Origin of the sequence: Desulfoglaeba alkanexedens ALDC (genome assembly GCF_005377625.1) — a bacterium.
GTDB lineage: Bacteria > Desulfobacterota > Syntrophobacteria > Syntrophobacterales > DSM-9756 > Desulfoglaeba > Desulfoglaeba alkanexedens.
In genome coordinates this window covers 2,608,709-2,632,682 of sequence record NZ_CP040098.1, presented here as the reverse complement: position 1 = coordinate 2,632,682, position 23,974 = coordinate 2,608,709, and the positions used below count along the sequence as shown (strand labels likewise).

Sequence of the window (23,974 nt, the reverse complement as noted above, 5' to 3'; positions counted from 1 at the left end):
TTATCAATTGTCTGCCGTGAGCATGATATGTCGGGTCTCGGCCGTACCGGACTCCATGTTGCGGATATGCCGGGTGACGGCCTCTTCTTTCGATAAGCTGTTGAAAACTTCTAGGGGTAGGGGGTGCAGATGCAACTCCAGGCTCAAACGGTCCCCCGTGAACGGCCAGGGCACCACCCGGTAGGAACCGTCACGCTCATCACGCCGAGTGACGAATTCCATAAAGGTACGCGCCACATCCTTTGCTCCCTCCACTTCCTTGACCGCCAGTTCCGCTTCCAGTTGGTCCACCATGCACAAGAGATACAGGTCGTCGGCAAACCGATCCCGTTCCGCCCCTCTCAACAGAGCCCGCTCGCGCTGGATCCGATCCACGGAAAACTCGTGATGGCTGCGGATGAGCGCCGCCACATAGGGATCCTTGTGGGGCACTCGGAACCTGTGCCCCGCGAAGCTATAACTCCAGCGCTTTGTTTCCGAATCCTTGAAGAGCCGGAAGGTCTCCCGTTTTCCATGGTCGTGCAGGCGGACGGCGGTTTCGAGCTTGTCCCGGGTATCCGTGGAGAGCAGCTCGCCTTGAAGATGAGTAAAAAGCGATACGCAATTTTCCACGTGGTTTTCCAGGGGTTGGCCGTAGACCGCCTGAAGCCCCTCCGTGGCGCCCTGCTTGCTGTAGATGAAAAAGATGCGTCCCCATGCCGCCATAAAGGTCTTCCTCCCAATCACGAAAAGACCTCTCGATCGCCCTGAAGGAATAGGTCAGGGGCTTCCAGCGGAATGCCACACCCGTCGCCGAGACTCCAATGTTGTCCCTGCAGGGTTCCCGTTTCCCACCAGACACCGATGGGAACGTAGCCTGTCACACCACCACGCTCGCCATTTATCCACAAATAGTCCGCACTCCACCGGTGCCCGTAGAGGTGAAAGAAAGTTCCACCGGCGGGCCGAACCGACGCCGGCACGAGCCCCACCGGCTCGAAGGTGCCCGAACGGCGCGGAGCTTCCTGCGGTTTGTCCACCGCCTTCACCACCAGGAAGCCCTCCTTGCCCACCTTGCCACCGTAGTTGACAAGACTTCGGAGGCGTTCCAGTGGGGCTGGTTCCGACGCCGCCACCCAGCCCGTAAGCTCATCGCAGAGCAGATATTCCCAGTGATGCAGCTGGAAATCCTGGCGAATCTTTCCCTTGCTGCGGATAATCTGGGAAAATTCAACATGGGCGAAATTCTTCGGTCCTTGTCGCCGGGTCTTGTGGATGGACCACCCACCGGGCGGGGGAAATGCGCCTAAGGGGCGGTATTCGGGACTCAAAGTGAGTATGTAAGCTTGGCCCGGGGCGGGCTTTCCATCCTTGCCCTTGGCGAACCAATCTTCGCCGTAGCCCGGCCAGTCGGCATCGTGACCCCCGCTCCGGGCCCCTTCAGCGATTTTCAAAAGCCGCACTAGATATCCGTTCAGGGTAGTGGGCGGTACGAACGGGTAAGTCATGATGGGCAGGCTCCCCGAGGGCATCCGGCGAAAAGTGAGCGGCCCCGCAGGCTGCAGCTTTAAAGAGCAAATCCAGATGGACTTCATCGGGAATCCCCTCAGCTGTCCGCGCGAAGTACGCGCTTTTCGAACTCCGATGCGCAAGATTGCAGAAACGCCAGGGCCTGCGCGCCGAGTCGCCTTTCGAAGGCGTCGCGAGCGTCTTGCTTGTACGTTTCTGCCAGCCGGACGAACCGGTTCACGGCTTCCTGGTTGTCGGTGATCGACGGACTGACCAAGGGCCGTTCGCCGAGCGGCACCCGGTAGCTGTCCACCACCAGCAGCGGTTCGACAGCCTCGGAATGGCCGTTCCAGGCGGCGCGCGCGAAGCCCAGTCCCTTCGGATTTCCGGCTCCCAGCCGGTGCAGGCTCAACAGGAACGCATAGGCCGCAGCGCCGAATTCCTTTTCGGTCACCGAAAGCAGATGGTTGCTGATCGGATAAAGCAGCCCGGGCTGCGCATACTCTTTGCGGTAAGGCATGGGCGTATTGTCTTTTTCCTTGGTTATCAGGGCCGGATGCATGGCCCGCTGTTTTTCCAGAGCGATTTCCGGGGCCACGGCCACGCCCCCGCCGTGGGTCAAGCGCCCGATGAAGGTCTTTTCGCCGGCGATAAGGCCGCCGAATATGGCACACACCGGACAGTCGTCGCGGCAACACGTGTTGGGAATGCCGCACTGGAGCTTGTCCATGAGCAGCCTGCCGCCGGCATCGCTCCACAGCAGGCAGCGGCGTTCCACACCGCGGCGCTTGGACGGGGCGATGGTGCATTTTTCCACCGCACCCCGGGCGGTCGTCACCCGGACCTTCTCCACAATATTCACGTTCACTTCCTTCTCGTCGCCGAAATAGAGCTCCTGAGGCGCCTCCAGGATGGCATAAATGTCGTAATGGCGCCGGGGTTCCTGAGATTCCGGCAGTCCGCTGAGGGTCTTGGCGTTCTTTCCATCGTTTTCAGCCGCTTTGGCCATGATATCTCCCTTCCTGTTCCCGTAGCTCATTCAGTTCCGAGGTAATGCGGAAACATGCTCCACAGAGCGAGTTTGACTTGGTAGGCGAAGGCGCGCCAGTCCGCTTCGGCCGCGTAGGGAGGCGCCTCGCCTTCGCTGACGAGATAACAGGTCACCCGAACCACCTGGTCCGGGCCGATGAAGATCTGCTCCTCGGCATCTCGAGCCCAGGCGAAGGCCTCCCGTTCTTCCACAATCCGCCGGCCTTCGCGCCTCAGGCTTTCCACATCCTCTCCGGCCCGATCCAGAAGTTCCACCGCCTTGTCGTAGAACGTACGGTTCTGCGCGCGGCGGCAGAAGATGAACGTACTGTCTCCTGCTTCGCGCGCCGCCGTGTAGGCGTACTGGATGGGCCGGTCCACCTCCTCCAGGAGCTTCCCGATGGCGCGTTTGGCCTCCTTGGGGTTGCTCCGTTTCCGGTATTCGACGCGTTCGGCCAGGGGCAGGAGCAACCCGGCGAAGCCCACGATAGTGGGGTAGTCCGGAAGCGGCATCACATCCTCCTCTTGCATCAGGGTTTCCAATTGAGCCCAGATGTCCTGCAGTGCGATCCAGCGCCACGAACGACTGTCTTCCTGGATCACGCCGCCCGCCATCAGGGTGTAGAAAGCGTGAAAGACCTTCCCCCGCGCCGCCAGGCGCAGGAACTGGGCGAAGGGGACACGCAGTTCGTTCACAGCGTAGCATCGGTATTCGAACCCATGGTGCCAGTGGGCGAGCGCCGAGGTGAACCATAGCAGCCACCGGGGAAGCCGGAACTGTTCCTCCCCGGGGAAGACTTCCACGCCGAATCCCCGTTGAAAGAGTTCCGGAGGAAAGGTCACAGCCATCTTCCACAGGCTGTAGGCCTGCGCCCCCCACAAGGCGGCCAGGAATTTGCCGTCGGCTCGTTCGGGCACATGCAGGCTCACAAAGTTCCCGGCATGAACGTGAAGGCTCTGGGCTACGTACTTACGCAGTTCCTCGGTTGCCGTTGTACCGACCGTGGAGTCCTCGTCGGAGGATAGAAATCGGACCGTCAAGGTTTCCGGGGTCAGCTTGACCGGGCAGACAAGGACCATGGCGACGCATAGCGGGCAAAAGAGCGGTTTTTCGTCTTTGTGTTTGCCGGACTGGGGACGCTCGTCGGCGTCTTTGAGGAAAAGGGCAAGCCGCGGATAGGACTCTCTGCGAGCTATCGCACGCCCGCAGCTGTGGCAGGCTACGGGATTGGAACGACCGAGAAAGCAGTCCCCGGGCGGAACCGCGGTATGCTCTGTTTCGTTAAAAGGAAAAGGGATGGAGGTGAAGGTCCCCCGGTCGAGCAATTCTTCCAGCTCATGAGTTTTGGCGGGGAGGGTCACCTTCTTGAAAAGCTTCAGCCGGTGCGGACCGTTCTTGTAGTATTCGACCAAGAACTCGGCGAGATCTCGGGAAAAGACGGGGATGTCCTTGACGCCCCATGGACTCGCCTGCTTCTTGAAAAGGGTCTTGTGCTCCAAGTAGAGGGCGAGCGACTGCTCCAGATGGGCCCGCGATCCCAGGTGTTGCCAGCACTGCTCCCACCGCTCTTTGAGCCAACGGGTTATTCCTTGCTCTTCGATGCGATCCCACGCTTCATGGCGGCGGCTCAAGACCAGATCCACTTCCCCATGCCGTATTTGGGCCCAGCAAGTAGCACTGCAGAGAAACGAGCACCATTCGCTCCAAAACCAGTCATAGCTTAGAGCCAGTTGGGGTTCGTAAGAACGGGCGGGAAGGGAAAGCCTCACGAGTCGGCCGCGGCACGTTCCCGCCTTATCGACGATCCATCCATGGCCATCTATTTCCACATGGGGGAAGGCAAAGGGCTTTGCAGACGCGCTGAGAGCCATTCGGCGGAGCAGGCGGCTCTGCCCGGTGGCGCGCAGGAAACGGCTGAGGTGCGGCTGGTACGAATCGCGGCTGGAGGAATCGACCAGAGCCTCCCATTCCGTTTCGTCCAGCAAGCAGAAACACGATGGAGGAAATAGATCCATGAAATACTCCTGATGCCGTGGGGTCAACGGTAGAGCTCGGCCATTTTCCGGCTTTCCCGGGCCGCTTCCCTGCGTAGCCAGTCCGGCTCGAGAATCTCTGCGTCCCCTCCCCAGCTCATGGCCCACCAGAGCACTTCGCGGGGGTTAGCCACGTCCGCGGTGAAGATCAGGGAATCGTCCTTGCCGGCTTGCAGTTGCTGAGACGGATGCCACAAGATTTCTTCGATATAGGGGCGCGCCCTGGAGCTGAACCGCACCCGAACGGCTTGCGTGTTTTCCGAGGTGAAAACGGAAAAGGCGCTTCGAGAGCGGCGCCCGAAATCGTAGTCTTCCCTTGGTTGAAAAAAGATGCCGGTTGAGGCGACGCGCTGGATGCGATTGACCCGGAACGTGCGCAGCGCCTTGCGAGTGGGACAATGGCCTTCCACGTACAGGGCTCGGCGCCGAAAGAAAAAGGAATAGGGGTCCAGTTCGTAGCAAGCCGGCTTGAACGCGCCGGGCTTAAGGTAATCGATCCGGATCCGTCGGCGCTGCGCAACGGCTTCCTGAAGGCGCTCCACGATGTCCGGTCGGCAGCCGAAGCCTTCTCTGAGCACCAGGTCGTCGAAGACCGCCGAGGCAAAGCGGGCGCTGTCCCCATCCAACCCGGCGATCAGTTTCTTCGCGGCCTTCAAGGCGTGATAGCCGATATAGAAATCTCCCGAGGAAGACAATTGCCGCACGGCGAGCACCAGCAGAATCCGTTCGCTCACGCTCAAATCTTCTACCGGCAGAAAGGCGTCTCCATCGACGACGAAACGCCCGGCGCATCGGTCATAATGAAAGGAAAAGCCGAGTTCGGCGAGGATCTTTCGATCTTTATAAAACTGGGCCTTGCTGATACCCAATTTGTCGATCAGCCCTCTCAATGGCTGACCGGGTTGACTCTTGACCTCTACAAGGATTTCAAGCAATCGTTGTAGACGACGCTGATAGGAAATAGCCATGTAGAGCCTCCATGTAACGCCGAGATAGTAGCAAGGCCGTTCTTTTCATAGCAACTCTTTTTCACATTCGGGTCTACTCCAGTGTAGACTCTGCATGTCTCTGCCCGTGAGCAGCAATTCCCGGAGCGGATCGTCTTTGGGGGAAGAGCGGGCCTGAAAGGAGAACCTTCGGGTTTGGGAAAACGAAATCCTTAGAGGCCCGGTTTTCAAGCTTTACAGGCGCCACGGGAATCGCTGATGCGCCGCGGCGCGGCCCACCCGATCCGCATCGGGTGCACATCTTTAAAGGCGTGCTTCCAGCTTCCGGGCCGGTATGGTAAAAATGTGTGGTGCATGCATTCCAAAGAAAGGAAGGAGCCGTCCGTCATGGCGATTCAACCTTGGCCGCTGCTTTCCGGCGATACCCGTCGATCCTTCGGCATTTTCAATGTGCGAAGCGACAAGGTACGGTCCCCGCGGACCGGTTGTGTCCACGATTTCTGGGTCATCGAATTCCCGCCTTGGGTGAACGTGATCCCGCTCACGCCTGAAGGTGAGGTGGTCATGATCCGCCAGTACCGCCACGGGATCCGCAGCATCACCCTGGAAATTCCCGGAGGCGTCGTGGAAGAAGGCGACAGCCTGCAACAGGCGGCGATCCGGGAACTCATGGAAGAAACCGGATACCGAAGCAACGAGTGGACGTTCCTGGGCACCACGCACCCGAATCCGGCCATCCAGAACAACGAATGCGCCACGTTCCTTGCAAACAACGTCGTCCTGGACGGCCCGCCGCAACCCGACGACACGGAAGACATCGAAGTGGTCCGAATCCCCTTGGTGGAAGTGCCTCGCATGTTGCGGACCGGGGCCATTTCCCACTCGATCATGGTCGCCGCATTTTGCCGTTTTTTCCTGGAATACGGTCTTCCGGGGACGGCTCCCTAACTGCGCGAGAAACCTCGCTTCCCGGCGGCGGGCTGAGGGTTCAAGGGTCGAAAAAGGAGGGCAGCCGGTCGGCCATGAGCCAACCGGTGAGGGTGGCCCGCACGCGGTCACCGACCACTTCCAGGTTTCCAGATCGACGGAGTGCCTCGAGCGCGCTTTCCACCTCGGGCCCCTCGCCCAGTTCCCGACGGGTGATCCCGTCGCTTGTTCGGAAGCCCAGATAGAGGGTTTCCAGGCGAAGTTGGTCGCCGGTGAGCCGCTCGTCGCCGGCCACGGGGCTGATGTTCCACTGCAGGCGGCGGATGTAATCATGAAGAGAGCGCACATTCCACCACCGGCGACCCTCCATGAAGGAATGGGCCGATGGGCCGAGTCCGAGGTAGGGCACATGGCGCCAGTATTTCTGGTTGTGGCGGGAACGATGCCTGCGGGTTCGAGCGAAGTTGGAAACTTCGTAGTGGTCGTAGCCGAAGACGGTGAGCCGTTCCGACGTGGCCAGAAAACGTTCGGCCAAGTCCGCTTCCGCAGGGAGGACCACCGCACCCGTTGTTACGGCTTCGTGCAGCCGGGTGCCTTCTTCCACGGTGAGTTCATAGCAGGAAAGGTGTTCCGGGGAGAAGGCGAGCGCCTCTTCGAGGGTCGTCATCCACTGGGAAAGGGACTGCCCGGGGAGCCCCCAGATGAGGTCGATTCCCACGTTGGAAAAACCGGCCTTGCGCGCGAGATCCAGGGCCTCCATGGCGCAGCGGGCTCCATGCCGCCGCCCGAGAAATCGCAGCTCCTTGTCGTCGAAGGACTGCACCCCCAGGCTCAAGCGGTTCACCCCCGCCGCCCGCCACGCCCGGAGCTTTTCCGCCGTGACGTCGTCCGGGTTGGCTTCCAGCGTGATTTCGGTCCCGGGACCGAAGGAAAAACACCCTCTCAGGCCTCGCAGCAGGGATTCCACCAGGCGAGCCGGAAGGAGGCTTGGGGTGCCTCCGCCCAGGTAGAGCGTATCGAACGCGCCGCAGATCTCCCGGTACAGGTCGGCTTCAGCCAAAGCGGCCGAGAACCACGGCGAGACCGCGTCAAGGTCCGTTTCGGAATAGAAGTCGCAATAGCGGCACTTGGTGCGGCAAAACGGGACATGAACGTAGAGGCCGGCGGGTTCTTGGATCATGCGGGCGGCGTCCCTATGCCTTTTCGGCTTTCAGCACCGCCACGAACGCACTCTGAGGAATGGAGACGGCCCCCACCATCTTCATACGCTTTTTGCCCTTCTTTTGTTTTTCAAGAAGCTTGCGCTTTCGAGTGATGTCGCCCCCGTAGCACTTGGCGGTGACGTCTTTGCGGAAGGCCGAGATGGTGGAACGGGCGATGATCTTCCCGCCGATGGCTCCCTGGATGGCGATCTTGAACTGGTGTCGGGGGATTTCTTCCTTCAGGCGTTCGCAGACCTGAACGGCCCACTCCCGAGCACGGTCCCGGTGGACGATGAGCGAAAGCGCGTCCACTTTTTCGCCGTTGACGAGGATATCCAGCTTGGCCAGGTTGCTTTCCCGATATTCGATGATTTCGTAATCGAAGGAACCATAACCCTGGGTGACTGTCTTGAGCCGGTCGTAGAAATCGAAGATCACTTCCGCGAGCGGCATGTCAAACACGATTTCGACGCGGCCGGGAGTCGGGACGCTGAACCGGGGGTTTTCGCCCCGCCTCTCGCTGCACAGCTTCATGACGGCTCCCATGTAGCGGTCCGGGCAGAGGATGCTCGCCCGGATGAAGGGCTCCTCCGCCGACACGATGCGGGTGGGATCCGGATAATACTGCGGATTTTCGACGATTACGGTCTCAGCGGTATCCAGTTTGAATCGGTATTGAACGCTGGGGACCGTCATGATGATGGACTGGTCGTACTCCCGTTCCAGCCGTTCCTGAACGATTTCAAGGTGCAGGAGCCCCAGAAAACCGCAGCGGAACCCCTGGCCCAGAGCGGCCGAGGAATCCTTCTGGTAGACCAGAGCGGCGTCGTTCAGCTTGTACTTTTCCAGAGCGTCGGCCAGCGACGGGTAGTCGTCGGAAGAAACCGGGTAGATGGACGAAAAGACGACCGGTTTGACCTCGCGGAAACCGGGAAGCGGCTTCTCAACCGGCATCCGGTCCAGGGTGATGGTGTCACCGATGTTGACGTCGCTCACCGTCTTGATGCCCGCAATGATGTAGCCGACTTCGCCCGCGCTGAGCGATTTGCGGCTTTCGCGTTTCAAGCCGAAGATCCCCACTTCTTCCACTTTGTGGACGGCGCCGTTCGACAGGAACCTGATGAGATCGCCCGGACGCACCACGCCGTCGACCACTCGGCAGGCCACGACGGCACCCCGGAACGGGTCGTAATGAGCGTCGAAAACCAGGGCGGCCAGCGGTTCTGACGGGCTGCCCTTCGGCGGCGGAATGCGTTCCACGATAGCCTCGAGGACGTCTTCAATGCCGATCCCTTCCTTGGCGGAGCACAGGATCACCTGTTCCGAATCCAGGGCCAGTTCGTTTTCGATTTCTTCCTTCACCCGGTCCACGTCCGCCGAGGGAAGATCGATCTTGTTGATGACGGGGATGACCACCAAGTCGTGTTCCATGGCCGCGTAGAGATTGGCGATGGTCTGGGCTTCCACACCCTGGGAGGCGTCCACCAGGAGCAGCACCCCTTCGCAGGACGCCAGCGCCCGGGACACCTCGTAGGAAAAATCCACGTGGCCGGGTGTGTCGATCAGGTTCAGGGCGTACGTTTCCCCGTTCCGGCCGGTATACGGGAGCGTTATGGTGTTGCTCTTTATGGTGATCCCGCGTTCACGTTCGATATCCATGGTATCCAGCATTTGGTCGTGAAACTGTCGTTCGTCCACCAGCCCGGCATGCTGGATCAGACGGTCCGCGAGGGTGGATTTTCCATGATCGATGTGGGCGATGATGCTGAAGTTTCGAATACTTGGCATTTCGGCCTGTTGTTCCTCCATTTGAAAAACGATACCGGAACCGGCCCAAGGGCCCCGCAGTTCCGGCGACACCCGGTTTCGAACGGCACGGGTGCAAAACACGTGACTCCGTAAGGCTCCATCGGCTATATTATCGGGCATGCGTCTACGCGAGACTATCAGGTAAAGGTGATCGGGGCAAGGCGCATGACGGCGCCGATCCGAACGCCGACGGCTTCCGATGAACGTCCATTGGACCCCTACGGTTCAGGCCCATCGTATGAAAAAGCCCCCTCAGACATCGCACTATCGCCTTCGTGAAAACGCCCGGGCCAAGCGCGTCATCCTCAAGGTCCGGCCCCACGAAGGATTGGAAGTGGTGATACCTCGCGGGTTCGACCGCCGGTTGATTCCGGAGATCCTCGAAGAAAAGAGGACGTGGATCGAACAGGCTTGGCGAAGTCTGGAAGCCCAAGGACTTTCGCCGTCTGAGCCGCCCGAACTTCCCAAGCAAATCCAGCTTCCGGCCATCGGTAAGACCGTCACCGTCAGCACGGTTCGGCAGAACGGTCCGGCAGTGGAACTCATTCCGTCTTTCCATAAGGCGACCGTGACGCTCCGCGGCGCCGTAACGGACCGAGCCGCTTGCTTGACGCTGCTCCAAGAATGGCTCAAACGTCTCGGCCGCCACTGCCTCCCTCCCCTGCTCCAACGGCTCAGCCGGGAAACGGGGCTGAGCTATCGAAAGGTCCAGATCCGAGGCCAAAAGAGTCGGTGGGGAAGCTGTTCGGCCGGCGGCACCATCAGCTTGAGCTGGAAGCTGCTTTTTTTGGAGCCCCCCTTGGTTCGCACCGTTGTCGTCCACGAACTCTGCCACACGGTGCATATGAACCATTCCCAAGACTTTTGGGATCTATTGAGCCGCTTGGAACCCGAGGCCCGGGAAAAGGACGCCGCGTTGAGGGACGCCGTTCACGCCGTCCCCGCTTGGGCCAATTGGAAACCCCGGGAGCCTGTCCGGGAATAGGTTTCAGCGCCCTTTTGTGGAAGCCGGCCTGCCTGCCTGCCGGCAGGCAGGCGACCCCGATCGCGGCCAAGGCCGCTCCAGCATGGGATCCGGACCGCCGGCCTATCTTTTTTGGACAGGCTCCTTGGCACGTTGAAGGAACTTCGGGGCACCTTCATGGAAACCCTACGGCAACGCATGGCCACGTTGCTGGAAGAAGGCGGGCGCACGGTCCGCGAACTTTCGCAAGCCCTTCACCTCTCGGAAAGGGAAGTCGCCGCCCATTTGCCGCACGTGGCCCGGACGGCCGCGGGCCAGGGAAAAAGGCTGGTGATCCACCCTTTTCGGTGCCTCGTGTGCGGCTACGTCTTCAAGGATCGCAAGCGCCTCTCCCGCCCCGGGCGCTGTCCGCGCTGTAAGCAAGGCCACCTGGAAGAACCCCGGTACCAAATCCGCTGACCGGGCTTCCGTTTGCATTTCAGGAGAGGACTTCTTATGATGGCGATGCTTTTTTCGTGGCTGATCCCGGCGGCGATTCTTCTTTCGACGCCGCTCCCCTCACTCGCAGAAGGAGAACCGAAGATGACCGAAACCGCCAACCCCGTCGTGACCCTGGAAACCAGCCTGGGCACCGTCAAGATCGAACTCTGGAAAGACAAGGCCCCCCAAACCGTGGACAATTTCCTCCGTTACGTTCGGGAGGGCTTCTACGACGGGACCGTTTTCCACCGAGTGATCGACGATTTCATGATCCAGGGCGGCGGACTCACCCCCGACATGAAACCCAAAAAGACCCATCAGCCCATCAAGAACGAAGCTTCGAAGGAACTGAAAAACCTCCGGGGCACCATCGCCATGGCCCGGACCAACCTGGTCAACAGCGCCACGTCCCAGTTCTTCATCAACGTGGTGGACAACCCCTTCCTCGACCATCGGGACAAGACACCTCCGGGCTATGGCTATGCGGTCTTCGGGCAGGTGACTGAAGGCATGGAGGTGGTGGACGCCATCCGGAAGGTGGAAACCCGGGCCGTCGGGGGACACGAAAACGTACCTAAGACCCCGGTCGTGATTCAGAAGGTGACGGTGGATGCTCCATGAAAGCGACGAAAGCGGTTTTACAGAGGCGACGCGATGTTACAGCTGAGTACAGTTCCACAAAATAGAGTGTTCATTGTAAGATGCTGGAATTCTCTGGAAATTCCACCTTGTTCCGAAGCTCCACCATCCACCTTGTTCCCAAGCTCCAGCTTCCATTCCCATGAGGCCGTGACCCATGCACCTCATCGCGAGGAGCCCCGGATCTACCGAAGACCATGCACTCGTTCAAATCTTTGGTAGCATTCTAAAGTGGAGACCTTAAGCAAAAAGGATGACGAAGGTCAGAAAATCCCCCTCTCCCCCCTCCCCTTACTCCCCTCCCACAAGGGGAGGGGAAATAGAATTTGGCATCAAATATTAGGTCTATTATTTTCTACGCTACAAACCCTTTGACACCGACCCCACACTTTCTTATTCTACAATGCAATACGATGATAACGCATCATGAAAAGTACTCCGCAGGACGGAATGTGCCGGCTCCGGCGGGCAACGGGCCGGCTTCGGCCGGAAGATCACATAAACAATTTATTTTAACAAGAAAGCGAGGCATTATGGGACAAATCAAGCTCCCCGCCAAACCTCGGTCATTCATTACGTCCCTCGCCCGTGGACTGCAAGTGCTGGAAGCGCTGGCGAGGAGTTCCAAGCCCCTCAACCTCACCCAACTGTCCGAAGAGGTGGGCTTTCACAAGGTCACGACGTCCCGGTTCTGCTACACGCTCACCGAACTCGGCTACGTGGAACGCATCCACAAGAAGCGCTACCGACTCACGCCCAAGGCCTTGGGACTCGGCTATGCGATTGTCTGCAACCTGGACCTCCGCCAGGTCGGTGAATCTCACTTGAGGGAACTATCGGCTTTCCTTGGTGAAACCGTCAACATGGCGGTTCTCGACCAGACGGAAATCCTCTACGTGGCCCGCTTCAAGACGGAACAGATCATGCCGACGGAGCTGCACATCGGTTCTCGGCTCCCGCTCCACTGTACGTCCATGGGAAAGGCCATCCTGGCGCACCTGCCGGAAGAGGAGCTTTCCGAACTTCTCGACCGCATCACCTTTTCACAGCTCACACATCGCACCATCACCACCCGGGAAGGATTCTTGGAAGAGCTGGAGAAGGTGCGAAAGCAGTGCTACGCGGTGAGCGACGAAGAACTTTCCGTGGGACTGCGTTCCATCGCGGCTCCCATCATGCGGGACAACCGGCCGGTGGCGGCGATCAACATCGCCGTTCCCACGGCCCGGTACAACCTGGAACAGCTGGCCAAGAACTTCTCCGGTCCGTTGCTGAAGACCGCGAAGACCATCTCCGATCTGCTGCAGCAACAGGTAACGGTTCAGCCGGCGTAAGGACATCGAGCGAATAGGCGCATCCATGGAGAAGCTGATCATCACCGTGGCTCCCACCGGTTTGCTTCCCGCCAAAAATCGGTTCAGTCGGCGGCCCGTTTGATGGTCCGGCCCAAGGATTCGATGTCCTTTCCCATTCCCGAAATGGTGTTGCAGCCGCCCAGGCACAAAGCAACCATCACCAGGACCAGGAACTTCCTGAAAAACGCCAGGATCCGCATCTTCTCCTTCTCCAGTCGGTGACCATCGGGCCATCCATGGGTTCGCCACATATCCTCTTTCCCTTTGATTCGCGGGTCTTCATCTTATAAGCTTTTTTCGAGGGAGTTGAAACCATGCGCGACTATGAAATGACCATCCGAAAGGAGCTGGGGGTTCGCCCGCCGTCGTGTTACCTGGATCTCCTCAAGCATCACGGCGATCGTTTTCCTGAAGATCCCGTCACGGAAGCGAGCTGGATACCAGGACTTGGAAACGTGGCGTTCGTCGTCGGAACCACCCAATCCTTTCGTGCGGCGTTTCCATCGCTTCCAGAAGAATACATCGTGATCGGCTACGCCGGAAGAAAAACCATCGAGAAACTGGGTGAAGACATCGACGTCTACGTCATGCTTAACACGAAGGACGAAAGCGTCGCATTGATCGATTCTTTGGGGAAATGGGAGACGGTTTCCCCGAATTTCCATGAATGGATCGCTTCCAATCTCGCCAAGGCGCTCCTGCGGACGAAATACCATGGGCACCTGGTGGTGATCGAAATGCGCTACGAAAAGGAGGCCGAAGAACTCACGCGGCAAATTCGAGAGCTGGAACAGGAGCGGCGACTCAAGGTGACGGATATGGCGACCGTCATGCGAAAGGGTGACGGGTCCCTCGAGGTCCGTCACCACCATGAGGTTTCCGGGAAAGGGGTTACGACGGGCGGGCTGGCAGGTCTGCTTCTGGGGACCCTGATGTTGCATCCCCTTTTGGGGGCGGCGGTGGGAGCCGCCGCGGGCGCGGCGTCTTCCGCGCTTCCGGCACTTTTGGATCACGTAGGCATTGAAAACGATTTCCTCCGAGAACTGTCCTGCATGCTGACTCCGGGCGCTGCAGCCCTCTTCGTTCTCGTGGAAGAGCCCGAATCGAGGCCGGTATTGGAACGCATCAAGGGGCTGGGCGGCAAAGTGCTCATCACCACCTTGAGTCGAAGGGCCGAACTCACCTTGCAGGCGGCTTTGAATGGTGAAGGCCCTGAAACCCCCTGACCGGTTGATTTCCTTTCGGGAGTCTGGTCACGAAGCGGATCCCGGTTCCCGGATGTCCGGAAGGCCCACGGAGCGCTGCCTGTTCTTGATGAACGCCTCCAGCCCATATTTTCGAACACGGTAGCCCACCTGCCGGAGGGTCAGCCCCAGATCTTTGGCGGCCCGCGACTGGATCCAGTTGTTGCGCTCCAGTGCACCCAAAATTTCCCGCCGCTCCATCTCTTCAATCCGGCTCAGGGAAACTCCCGCGTCTCGAACCGGCACCTCCGGGTGCAGCTTGAGAAACGACGGCAGGTCGTCGGCGTCGATCAAGGGCCCATCCACCAGAATGACCAACCGCTCGATGAGGTTTTCCAACTCCCTCACGTTGCCCGGCCACTCGTACGATTTCAGCTCGGCAATCGCCCTGGGTCCGAAGTGCAGGTTTTTCCCGTACTCGCCGCACGCCTTGTCCAGAAAGTACTCGGCGAGAAGCGGGATGTCTTCCGGGCGTTCCCGAAGCGGGGGGACATGGATGGGGAATACGTTCAGCCGGTAAAAGAGGTCGCCGCGGAACAGACCTTGTTTAACAGCGGAGGCCAGGTCTTTATTGGTCGCGGCGACGATCCGGACATCCACCTTTCGCGTCCGCGTGCTTCCCAAGCGCTCGAACTCCCTTTCATGGAGAAACCGCAGCAGCTTGGCCTGGAGGGGCAGCGACAGCTCACCCACCTCGTCCAGGAAAATGGTGCCTCCATCGGCTTCTTCAAACCGGCCCGTCTTGGTGCTGGCCGCTCCCGTGAAAGCTCCCCTTTCGTGCCCGAACAATTCCGATTCCAGCAGATTGTCGGGAAGCGCCGCACAGTTCACCTTAACGAACGGCCCCCGAGCCCTTGGACTCAATTCATGAACGATGCGAGCGATCAGCGTCTTTCCGGTGCCCGATTCCCCCAGGAGCAAGACCGAAGCTTTGCTCGGGGCCACCTTCTGAATCAACCACCCCAGTTCCACCAGCGGCCTGCTCTTTCCCACCATGAAGAAATGGTTGTATTTTTCGGAAACTTCCAAGCGAAGCGCCAGGTTTTCGCGCCGCAAGGTTTTTTCCCTTTCGGCCACCTGGAGATTCAGCTCGAAAAACTGCGCGATGATGGCCGCCACAATCGTGAGAAAGCGGATGTCTTCCTGGAATGAGACTTCGGTACCGAAAAGCCGATCCACACTGAGCACCCCTACGGGCCGGCCGTGCAGCAGAATCGGAACTCCGATGAAAGAAAGCCCCTCCTTTTCGATGGCTCGCGACTTGGTTTTGTTCAAGAAAAGCGGTTCCTGGCGGACATCGGGGACCACGAACGGCTGAGCGGATCGAAAAATGAGCCCCGTGATGCCCTCGTCCGGATGATAGATTCCGCGCTCCCGCTCCTCCTGCCGGAGCCCATGGGACGCCCGGATTTTGAGAAGGCCTGTTTCCAGGTCCTTGAGGACGATGGTCGCCCGCTCCATCGCCAGCGAACGGGAAAGAACCTCCAAGATAGTGTTCAATGCCTGGTCCAGCTGGAGGATCTGGCCCACGATCCGGCAGATGTCGTAGAGCACTTTGAGTTCGAGCTGACAGACTTCTCGTTCCATGACTTCTTGGAAAGAGCAAACCACATGCCTTCCCGTCGGCCCGGCCCTTTCGCAAACCGGCCGGGGTCCGGCAATCCGCCGGGGTCCTGTCACTTTTTGTGCGAAACCGGAGTCGTCATGGAGGTGTTCCGGCCCGCCGGCCATCCCAAACCGCGAAACAAATTTGGACTATGAAGATCCCTTCGACACAATTTCGTGCCCCAAAACCTCGCGTCTTCTGAAAAAAACGGTGAAACGATCCGATCAGAAAATCGACTCCCGAAGCGAAGGACTTCGGCGCTCGCCGGAAGGCCACCTTCATCCACCGTGGGACGTCGCCGCGAAAGTTGGAGCGGCGGCCTCGCCGCGATGAACAAACCCCAATGCTCCGCCCCACCCCATCGGCCCGAGGGCGGGCCTCCTACAGCGATGCCGCTCGCCGGCAAGCCGGCTCCCACAGGCAATCGGCCCGATTTTCCGTTATCGGTAGGAGCGGGCTTGCCCGCGACCCATAAACCGGCAATGCCCCGTTGACCCTGGTCGCCGGCAAGCCGGCTCCTACCGCCGTTCACGAACCGCCACTACGCGAAAAACGGATACCCAATCCTCAGAAGGATGAAGGGTGTTCTCAGACAGCCTCTTCGGGATATGGCGGCCATGAAACCGAAACAGGGAGGGGGCGATGGCGGGACTTCAAAGGGGGCCGTTTTTGGTCAAGGTGTCGGATCACACGGGCAACGCATTTGGTTGCCCTATGGTGACATGGTGCCGCCTCGGCTGAGCCGAAGCGGACCGTTTTCACATCCTCTGCGGCACGGATCAGGAAATGAAAGCGGTGAATTTTTCCTTCGGCGATTTACAGAGCGGGCAGATATCCGGCGCGTCCCCTTCCACCGTATAGCCGCAAACCTCGCACACCTGCACGGGACCCAGCTCTACGTCGCTTCCCCCGTCCACAGCCTGTTTGGCCTTTTCGAACAGTTTCTTGTGCTCGATTTCCGTGCCGTAGGACCATTCGAAGCTGCGCTGCGCGTCCTTTTCCCCCTGATATTTGGCCACTTCGATGTATGTCGGGTACATTTCCGTGATTTCGAATTCCTCGCCTGCGATGGCCAATTTCAGGTTCTTGGATGTATCCCCCGGGCCGAAAGCCGCCATGCTGTTGGCGACAAACCCGCCGTCCAGGTGTTTGAGACAGCGATAATGGTCGCCCGCGTGGATGTATTCCGCTTGGGCGATGGCGCGAAACAGGCGGGCCACGTTGGGGAAATTTTCCTTTTCCGCCTGCGTGGCGAAATGTAGATAACGCATGTTGGCTTGGCTTTCACCGCCGAACGCATTGATCATGTTCTGCTGGGTCGATAGCTTCATAGAACGATCCTCCATTCGTAACGGTTGACGACCCAAGAACGAACGACGCCGATAACTTACCAAACCCTTTTTCCCCGCCAAGTCAAGAACGGGAGCGAAGTAATAAGGCGGCTGTTCATTGTGGTGCCGCAGGGGAATCCAAAGAATCGTCCGACTCCCTTTCGTAGAAACCGATCCAGCTTTCCAGTTCCTCCAGAACGGAGTGAACCAGGTCTCCCGCCTGATCGAGGCTCCCCACAACATTCCCTCGGGCGGCACGGGTCAGGCCGTAGCCCCACGCCACCATGGAATCGATCATGGATTTGGCGTCGTTGATGAGCCCCATGGCCGGCTGCAAGCGTTCTTCCATGTCCACAAATCGCTCGGTATAGAGTCGGCAGCAGTTGACCTGAAACCATGCATCCGCAAGCCCTCTCGATGACGCCTCCCAGTCCAGGACCCCGTCGAACACATCTCGCTCGATGGCAACCATCAGCTCGAGCGAGGCATAGAGATGATCGATCGCTTCCAGAAGCTCCCCGCTGGAAAGCGAGTCCTCTTCCTTTCCCATTTCCCGGAAGATCTCTTCCATGGGCGACTCCCTTTTCTTTCAGTCTACCCGCTGCCACCGTGTGGGAAAACCCTCGGCTCGGCAACCGCCCAAGAGTCGACGTCCTCGCACGGTGCTGCTTCGACCGGTTTCAAAACCTTCAAGCCAATAGCCTTTGGAAAGCTCTCTTCTTCACTCCCGTGACCTGCGAGGGAATGATCAAAATTCGATGCTGCTTCTTCGAAACCGGCTGAAGCGGGCTTTCTAAGCGTCATAGTTTCCATTATTTTTCTAGGTGCAGTTCGATCATCGGAATATGCTCCCTTCGTTCCAGGGAAAGGAAGGAGCCTTCGCGTGCCGGAAGATGACGTTTCCAAACTGCGAATTGACAAGAGCAAGGTATCGATACGCCGAAGGCGGGGCGGACGGCTGCTGTTCTGGACGCTTGTCGCCGGTGCGTGCGGGCTCGGCGTTTTACTTTACCGAATGGGCATCCTGGCCCCCGCCGTCGAAGTGACTCCGGCGACCGTTCAATACCTCTACCCTTCCCAGGCTTTCACCGTGTTGAACGCCAGCGGCTACGTGGTGGCTCAGCGGAAAGCCGCCGTGGCCCCCAAGATCACCAGCCAGCTGGTCCACCTGGCGGTGGAAGAGGGAAGCCGGGTCAAGGCCGACCAACTGATCGCCCGGCTTGAAAACGAAGACGCGCGCGCGGCCCTGGATCGGACAAGGGCCGAGGTGGAACTGGCCCGCCACAACCTGGACCAGGCCCGGGCCGAGTTCGAAAACGCGCTCCAGGATTACGAGCGCAGCCGCCGGCTCATCGTTCCTGGCTACATCACCCAGGCGGAACACGACGCGGCGGTCGCCCGCATGAAAACCGCCCGAGCGGCCGTAGCGGCTCGTGAAGCGGCCCTCCGAGCGGCTCGTGCCGCCCGCGACGAAGCGGCGGTGGCCGTCGGTTACGCCGAAATCCGGGCTCCTTTCGACGGCGTGGTGTTGACCAAAAACGCCGATGTGGGCGATATCCTCACCCCGCTGGGAGCGGCGGCCAATGCTAAGGCGGCGGTGGTGACCCTGGCCGATATGAATTCCCTCCAGGTGGAAGCGGACGTTTCCGAATCCAGCATTGGACAGGTGAACGTCGGGCAGCCCTGCGTGATTCAGCTGGACGCCCTTCCCGACGCCCGGTTCTCCGGGCGCGTCCACATGATCGTGCCCACGGCGGATCGTACCAAGGCTTCCGTTATGGTCAAAGTGGCCTTCCTGGAGCCGGATCCGCGGATCCTCCCGGAAATGAGCGCGAAAGTGGCGTTCCTTTCCCGGGAGGTGGGGGCGGATGAGGAGCAGCCGGTGCTTTCGATCCCTCGCTCGGCGCTGATCACCGAAGGTGAGCGTTCCACGGCCTTCCGGATCCGGGGCGACCGGGTGGAAGCCGTGCCGGTCCGGGTGGGACGTTTTCTCGGGTCGGCGGTCGAAGTACGGGTCGGCCTGGAAGCGGGGGACAAGGTGGTGGTGGATCCTCCGGCATCGTTGAGGTCCGGTTCCAAGGTCAAATCATTGGAAGGTTAGGAGATGCCTGAGTCGGTTGTAAAACACCCTCCCATCGTCAGGATCGAAGGCGTGGGAAAGGCCTATCGGCGCGGTAAGCAGACGATCCGAGTCCTTGAAAAGATCACCCTGGACATTTGCGAGGGCGATTTTCTTGCCCTCATGGGCCCTTCGGGGTCCGGAAAGAGCACGCTGCTCAACCTCATCGCCGGCCTCGATCAGCCCGATGAAGGGCGCATCACGGTGGGCGGCATGGAAATCACCGGACTTTCGGAAACCGAGCTGGCCCGGTGGCGGGCCCTTCACGTGGGCTTTATCTTTCAATTCTACAACCTCATCCCCGTCCTCACGGCCCTTGAAAACGTGGAACTTCCACTGCTGCTCACAGGCCTTCCCCGAAAGGAACGCCGCGAACACGCCCGATCGGCCCTGCGCCTGGTGAACCTGGAAGACCGCCTGGATCATTACCCGGGAGAACTCTCCGGAGGACAGCAGCAGCGGACGGCCATCGCGAGGGCGGTGGTGACCGACCCCACGATCCTGGTGGCGGACGAGCCCACCGGCGACCTCGACCGGGCGTCGGCCGACGACGTACTGCGACTCATGGAGCAGCTGGCCCGTGAACTGGGAAAGACCGTAATCATGGTGACCCACGACCCCCGCGCGGCCAAGCGGGCCCATTCCATGAAGGTCCTGGACAAAGGGGTGCTCACGGATGCTCCTCAAACTGCTCTTTCGGAATGCCTTTAGGCACAAGCTGAGGACCGCCCTCACCGTCTGCGGCATGGCGGTGGCCATCCTGGCCTTCGGGATGCTGCAGACGGTCATCAGCGCCTGGTATGCCGGAGTGGAAGCCTCGGCCGCCAATCGCCTGGTGACCCGAAACGCCATCTCCCTGGTCTTTCCCCTGCCCCTCTCTTACGCCGATAAGATCCGCGGAGTCGACGGCGTCGAAACCGTCTCCTACGGCAACTGGTTCGGGGGCATCTACATCGACGAAAAGCATTTTTTTGCGAACTTCGCGGTGGAACCGGAGTCTTTCCTGGAACTCCATCCCGAATTCGTCCTTCCCGAATCGCACAAGACCGCGTTCCTTACAGATCGCAAAGGGTGCGTGGCGGGACGGAAACTCGCCGAACGCTACGGCTGGGATATCGGGGATACCCTGACCCTTCGGGGAACCATATTCCCCGGAAACTGGGATTTCGTTCTGCGGGGCATCTACCGGGCTCGCGACGAAACCATCGACGAAAACCGGTTCTTTTTCCATTGGGCCTACCTGAACGAAACCCTCAAGAAAGTACAACCAACCCGCGCCGACCAGGTGGGTTTCTATATCTCGGGCATCGAGCGGGCTGAGGAAGCCGCCGGGATCGCTCAGAAAATCGACGAGCTATTTGAAAACTCCTTCGCCGAGACCCTCACCGAAACCGAAAAAGCATTCCAGATGAGCTTTATTTCCATGAGCGAAGCGATCCTGACCGCCATCGAATTGGTTTCCCTGGTCGTGATTGTGATCATTTTGGCGGTGGTGGCCAACACCATGTCCATGTCGGTCCGAGAGCGGCTGGACGAGTTCGCCGTTCTCAAGACTCTGGGTTTCGGCGCGGCCACATTGGGGAGCCTCATTTTCGGGGAATCCCTGGTGATCACCTCCATGGGCGGCCTCATCGGCATGGCGCTCACCTTCCCGGCGGCGGCCTACTTCCGCGACGCGTTGGGTCAGTATTTTCCGGTGTTCAATGTGGATGTCCGGACACTTTACCAGGACTTAGCGGCGGTGACGGTGGTAGGAACCGTGGCCGCCGGGTTTCCTATTTGGCAGGCGGTGAGAGTGCCCATCGCCGAAGGGCTCCGGAGGATCGGCTGAGTGGGATTGCTTTTCGCTTACAGCCTGAGGAACCTCGCAGCACGGCGCTTCACGACGCTGCTCACCGCCGGCGGCATGGCTCTGGTGGTCTTCGTTTTCGCCGCCATCCTCATGCTGGCCGAAGGCCTGGAAAAAACCCTCGTGGATACCGGGTCCCCCGAAAACGTGGTGGCCATCCGCCGTTCGTCCACGACCGAAGTGCAGAGCGCCGTGGAACGCAGCCACGCCGCCCTCGTGGAAACACTCCCGGAAATCGCCGTGGGGGACAACGGCCGGCCCATGGCGGCGAAGGAACTGGTGGTCCTCATCAATCTGAAAAAGCGCGGCACCGGCAGTCCGGCCAACGTGGTGATCCGCGGAATCTCGGAAATGTCCTACGCGCTTCGGCCCCAGGTTCGGCTGGCGGCCGGACGCCTTCCCGGGAAAGGCCTGACGGAAATCGCCGTGGGGCGCAGCGTGGCGGAACGTTTCAAGAACGCGGAACTCGGTGGAACCCTGGAGTTCGCCATGCGCAAGTGGCGGGTGGTGGGGATCTTCGACGCGGGAAGTACCGGCTTCAGTTCCGAAATCTGGGGTGACGTCGACCAGCTCCTCCAAGCGTTTCGCCGCCCCGTCTACTCCTCGGTGATTTTTCGCCTCAAAAACCCTGCGGCCTTCAACCAAGTCAAGCAACGAATCGAAAGCGATCCCCGCCTGACCCTGGAAGCCAAGCGCGAAACCACGTACTACCGGGAACAGTCCGCCGCCATGGCCAAGTTCCTCAGAATCCTCGGAACAACCCTCACCGCCGTCTTTTCCATCGGGGCCATCGTGGGAGCCATGATCACCATGTATGCGGCCGTCGCCAACCGAACGGGCGAAATCGGTACCCTTCGCGCGCTCGGCTTTCAGCGTCGAACGATCCTCACGGCGTTTCTACTGGAATCCCTCTTCCTCGGCCTAACCGGCGGTTGCGCTGGACTCCTTCTCGCCTCCCTCCTGCAATTCTTCACGGTTTCCACCACTAATTTCCAGACGTTTTCGGAATTGGCCTTCGGCTTTTACCTTTCCGGGCAAATCATTGCAGATTCACTCCTGTTTTCGCTTTTCATGGGATTTCTGGGAGGTATTCTGCCGGCTTACCGGGCATCGCGGATGAATCTGGTCGCCGCACTTCGTGAAGTGTAAAAGTCTACATTCACGGGATCAGTCCGGTCTGGTGCCGCTCACCGCACATGCGCCTGCATCTTCGAACTTGCACAGGCTTTACCAAAAAAGTGACCCACTCTCGGCCGCCCCAGAAACGCTAAGTTGTTTTTGCCCGCTATCGAGCGGAAAAAATGAACACTGAACACTGAACACTGAACACTGAACACTGAACACTGAACATCGAACATTGAACATTGAACATTGAACATTGAATGGTGAGTGGTGAGTGGTGAATGGTGAACGGGAAAGGATGAAGAATCAAACATATGACACGCAAGAAGGCTGCGGACCTTTTAGAACGACATCCAGGGTGACCCTCTAAGGTAGATCCAGATGGTCTTGAAGCAACAAGCGCATCAGCTCCGTTTTCCCTCGTTCCCAAGCTCGAGCTTGGGAACCAGGGGAAAGAACTTTATCCATAGGCTTCGTATCTCATTAAAGGAACTTAGAGAGACCCAGAGATGGTTAAAACTTATTCAGCGTGTACCACGTTTTTTTAATTCGATGTTGAACGTTCAATGTTCGATGTTCAACGTTCATCTTTAAAAACAACCCAATAGCATAAATGCAACCCGTGCATGTTCCTACAGATGGTTTGCATCGCGGCCAAGACCACTCCAGCAGGAACAACGAACCTCATCAGGGGCAGAGTTTCATGAGCTTGTTTTTCGACAAGCCCTCAGATCCGCAAAATACCCCTGGTTGCTTCGGCGATATGCCGCAGATCCTGCTCGTTGGGCCGATCACTGATGTCGCCGAGCCTGCCGTCGCGTGACATGGCCTGCATCTTTTCCAGGCGATACGCGCCGACGACGTACCATTCCGCGAGGATATGGAAGCCGAGATGATCGAAGAGCTGGCCCATGTACTTGATGGCGGGGATGGCCTCGTTTATACCGGTATGCACGCCTCCGTAGGTGCAGTAAAGCACCGCATACTTGCCGGTCAGTTTGGGCGAGGCCGGTTTGATGGCGCCGTCCTCGACATAGGTGCGGCGCAGCTGTTCGAAGAGGTTTTGCATCGGTTTGCCGGGCAGCCAGGCGTAAACCCCCGAACCGGCGAAGACGAAGTCATAGGCGAGCAGGTCAACGACGGTTTCCTTGTCAATGCGGATGGAATCGAGGGTGTGTCCCGCGTCGCGGATGACCTGATCTATGCGTTCAGCCACCAAAGCCGTGTTGCCGGTGGAGGAGTAGTACAAGTTGAGAATGCGCATTTTTGCCTCCTGTGCTAGATTGTTTGAGAAGTTACCTGTGCCAGAAGAAAACTATATTTTAAACTAGCAAACTCATGCGGATATGTAAAGAAAGACGCTGGGGGGTCCTGGAAATGGAATGTCCGTCATCCACCTTGTTCCCAAGCTCCAGCTTGGGAACACAACTGTGCAGAAGCTCCAGCTTCGATTCCCATGAGGCCGTAACCCACGGCGAACCCGCTGCAAAATCCATAACAAGGGACCCAAACACCTCTACTTCGTCATATCAGCTGTTATAGCGTGGATGCGGCTCTATGCCCACGTGATCATGGAGAACCACATTCACCGCATCGCGAGCAGCCTAGATATTTCGAAGACCACGAAATCGTTCAAATCCTTTACAGTGAGGCGAAGCTGGAGCTTCCCGGGCAGGGCGTTCCCAAGCCGGAACTTGGAAACGAGGGGAAGCAAACCCCTCCCGGGTCCGCGCGGTTCCTCTGGTTCCTCCTTCCCCCCGAAAGCCGCAGCGCCCACCGGCAGCCGGTCCGAGCACTCCGCACCGCTTTCAACAGGAAACAATGGGCTC

22 protein-coding genes are annotated in these 23,974 nt (G+C 59.1%); 10 read left to right on the top strand and 12 right to left on the bottom strand.

All coding sequences use genetic code 11. The features are described from left to right. Positions 1-3: 3 nt before the first annotated feature. From FDQ92_RS11885 to FDQ92_RS11865, 5 genes are all read right to left on the bottom strand, one after another. The gene (locus tag FDQ92_RS11885; RefSeq protein ID WP_137425095.1) at positions 4-705 is read right to left on the bottom strand and encodes a hypothetical protein; all 702 of its coding nucleotides are present in this window, start codon (positions 703-705) and stop codon (positions 4-6) included. Between the two features lie 17 nt (positions 706-722). Further along, positions 723-1,487, bottom strand: a complete 765-nt coding sequence (locus FDQ92_RS11880) for a hypothetical protein (protein ID WP_137425094.1) — start codon at positions 1,485-1,487, stop codon at positions 723-725. A gap of 98 nt (positions 1,488-1,585) precedes the next feature. Beyond that, the gene (locus tag FDQ92_RS11875; RefSeq protein ID WP_137425093.1) at positions 1,586-2,497 is read right to left on the bottom strand and encodes a hypothetical protein; all 912 of its coding nucleotides are present in this window, start codon (positions 2,495-2,497) and stop codon (positions 1,586-1,588) included. A 26-nt stretch (positions 2,498-2,523) separates the two neighbouring features. Then, the gene (locus FDQ92_RS11870) at positions 2,524-4,533 is read right to left on the bottom strand and encodes a hypothetical protein (protein ID WP_137425092.1); all 2,010 of its coding nucleotides are present in this window, start codon (positions 4,531-4,533) and stop codon (positions 2,524-2,526) included. 23 nt (positions 4,534-4,556) lie between these two features. After that, complete coding sequence (locus FDQ92_RS11865) at positions 4,557-5,519, bottom strand: helix-turn-helix transcriptional regulator (RefSeq protein WP_137425091.1); 963 nt, start codon at positions 5,517-5,519, stop codon at positions 4,557-4,559. Between the two features lie 366 nt (positions 5,520-5,885). Here FDQ92_RS11865 and FDQ92_RS11860 point away from each other — a divergent pair, with 366 nt between their 5' ends. Then, positions 5,886-6,446 (top strand): NUDIX hydrolase, encoded by a 561-nt coding sequence (locus tag FDQ92_RS11860; RefSeq protein ID WP_137425090.1) that lies wholly within the window; start codon positions 5,886-5,888, stop codon positions 6,444-6,446. 40 nt (positions 6,447-6,486) lie between these two features. Here the strand turns inward: FDQ92_RS11860 and hemW are convergent, their stop codons facing one another. Together hemW and lepA are read right to left on the bottom strand one after the other, a co-directional pair. After that, positions 6,487-7,605, bottom strand: a complete 1,119-nt coding sequence (gene hemW / locus FDQ92_RS11855; RefSeq protein ID WP_137425089.1) for a radical SAM family heme chaperone HemW — start codon at positions 7,603-7,605, stop codon at positions 6,487-6,489. 13 nt (positions 7,606-7,618) lie between these two features. Further along, positions 7,619-9,415 (bottom strand): translation elongation factor 4, encoded by a 1,797-nt coding sequence (lepA, locus tag FDQ92_RS11850; protein ID WP_137425088.1) that lies wholly within the window; start codon positions 9,413-9,415, stop codon positions 7,619-7,621. 259 nt (positions 9,416-9,674) lie between these two features. On the opposite strand from lepA, the gene FDQ92_RS11845 reads away from it, so the two are divergent. The 4 genes from FDQ92_RS11845 (at position 9,675) to FDQ92_RS11830 (ending at position 12,853) form a co-directional block, all read left to right on the top strand. Continuing rightward, the gene (locus FDQ92_RS11845; RefSeq protein WP_170180333.1) at positions 9,675-10,421 is read left to right on the top strand and encodes a M48 family metallopeptidase; all 747 of its coding nucleotides are present in this window, start codon (positions 9,675-9,677) and stop codon (positions 10,419-10,421) included. 132 nt (positions 10,422-10,553) lie between these two features. After that, positions 10,554-10,859, top strand: coding sequence for a transcriptional regulator (locus tag FDQ92_RS11840; RefSeq protein WP_246041702.1), 306 nt, complete (start codon positions 10,554-10,556; stop codon positions 10,857-10,859). A 123-nt stretch (positions 10,860-10,982) separates the two neighbouring features. Further along, positions 10,983-11,501 carry a peptidylprolyl isomerase gene (locus FDQ92_RS11835; protein WP_137425086.1) on the top strand — a complete coding sequence of 173 codons (519 nt, stop codon included), beginning with the start codon at positions 10,983-10,985 and terminating at the stop codon, positions 11,499-11,501. Positions 11,502-12,052: 551 nt separating this feature from the next. After that, complete coding sequence (locus FDQ92_RS11830) at positions 12,053-12,853, top strand: IclR family transcriptional regulator (protein ID WP_170180332.1); 801 nt, start codon at positions 12,053-12,055, stop codon at positions 12,851-12,853. A gap of 83 nt (positions 12,854-12,936) precedes the next feature. On the opposite strand, the gene FDQ92_RS16515 is transcribed toward FDQ92_RS11830, so the two are convergent. Continuing rightward, on the bottom strand, positions 12,937-13,125 hold the full coding sequence (locus FDQ92_RS16515) for an entericidin A/B family lipoprotein (RefSeq protein WP_246041700.1): 189 nt from the start codon (positions 13,123-13,125) through the stop codon (positions 12,937-12,939). 63 nt (positions 13,126-13,188) lie between these two features. On the opposite strand from FDQ92_RS16515, the gene FDQ92_RS11820 reads away from it, so the two are divergent. Beyond that, positions 13,189-14,100, top strand: a complete 912-nt coding sequence (locus FDQ92_RS11820) for a DUF1269 domain-containing protein (RefSeq protein WP_137425084.1) — start codon at positions 13,189-13,191, stop codon at positions 14,098-14,100. A 27-nt stretch (positions 14,101-14,127) separates the two neighbouring features. Here the strand turns inward: FDQ92_RS11820 and FDQ92_RS11815 are convergent, their stop codons facing one another. From FDQ92_RS11815 to FDQ92_RS11805, 3 genes are all read right to left on the bottom strand, one after another. Further along, entirely contained in the window at positions 14,128-15,705 is a 1,578-nt protein-coding gene (locus FDQ92_RS11815) for a sigma 54-interacting transcriptional regulator (protein ID WP_137425083.1), read from the bottom strand. A gap of 798 nt (positions 15,706-16,503) precedes the next feature. Then, entirely contained in the window at positions 16,504-17,055 is a 552-nt protein-coding gene (locus FDQ92_RS11810; RefSeq protein ID WP_137425082.1) for a rubrerythrin family protein, read from the bottom strand. 115 nt (positions 17,056-17,170) lie between these two features. Further along, positions 17,171-17,626, bottom strand: coding sequence for a hypothetical protein (locus FDQ92_RS11805; RefSeq protein ID WP_137425081.1), 456 nt, complete (start codon positions 17,624-17,626; stop codon positions 17,171-17,173). A 312-nt stretch (positions 17,627-17,938) separates the two neighbouring features. On the opposite strand from FDQ92_RS11805, the gene FDQ92_RS11800 reads away from it, so the two are divergent. Genes FDQ92_RS11800 through FDQ92_RS11785 form a run of 4 tightly spaced genes read left to right on the top strand, consistent with a single transcriptional unit; the run spans position 17,939 to position 22,172 of the window. After that, on the top strand, positions 17,939-19,156 hold the full coding sequence (locus tag FDQ92_RS11800; protein ID WP_137425080.1) for an efflux RND transporter periplasmic adaptor subunit: 1,218 nt from the start codon (positions 17,939-17,941) through the stop codon (positions 19,154-19,156). A gap of 3 nt (positions 19,157-19,159) precedes the next feature. Further along, positions 19,160-19,885, top strand: a complete 726-nt coding sequence (locus FDQ92_RS11795) for an ABC transporter ATP-binding protein (protein WP_137425079.1) — start codon at positions 19,160-19,162, stop codon at positions 19,883-19,885. Then, positions 19,851-21,005 carry an ABC transporter permease gene (locus FDQ92_RS11790; RefSeq protein WP_137425078.1) on the top strand — a complete coding sequence of 385 codons (1,155 nt, stop codon included), beginning with the start codon at positions 19,851-19,853 and terminating at the stop codon, positions 21,003-21,005. The genes FDQ92_RS11795 and FDQ92_RS11790 overlap by 35 nt, the downstream gene beginning before the upstream one ends. Next, positions 21,006-22,172 (top strand): ABC transporter permease, encoded by a 1,167-nt coding sequence (locus FDQ92_RS11785; RefSeq protein ID WP_137425077.1) that lies wholly within the window; start codon positions 21,006-21,008, stop codon positions 22,170-22,172. Positions 22,173-22,872: 700 nt separating this feature from the next. On the opposite strand, the gene FDQ92_RS11775 is transcribed toward FDQ92_RS11785, so the two are convergent. Beyond that, positions 22,873-23,409, bottom strand: coding sequence for a flavodoxin family protein (locus FDQ92_RS11775; RefSeq protein ID WP_137425075.1), 537 nt, complete (start codon positions 23,407-23,409; stop codon positions 22,873-22,875). Positions 23,410-23,974: the final 565 nt, after the last annotated feature.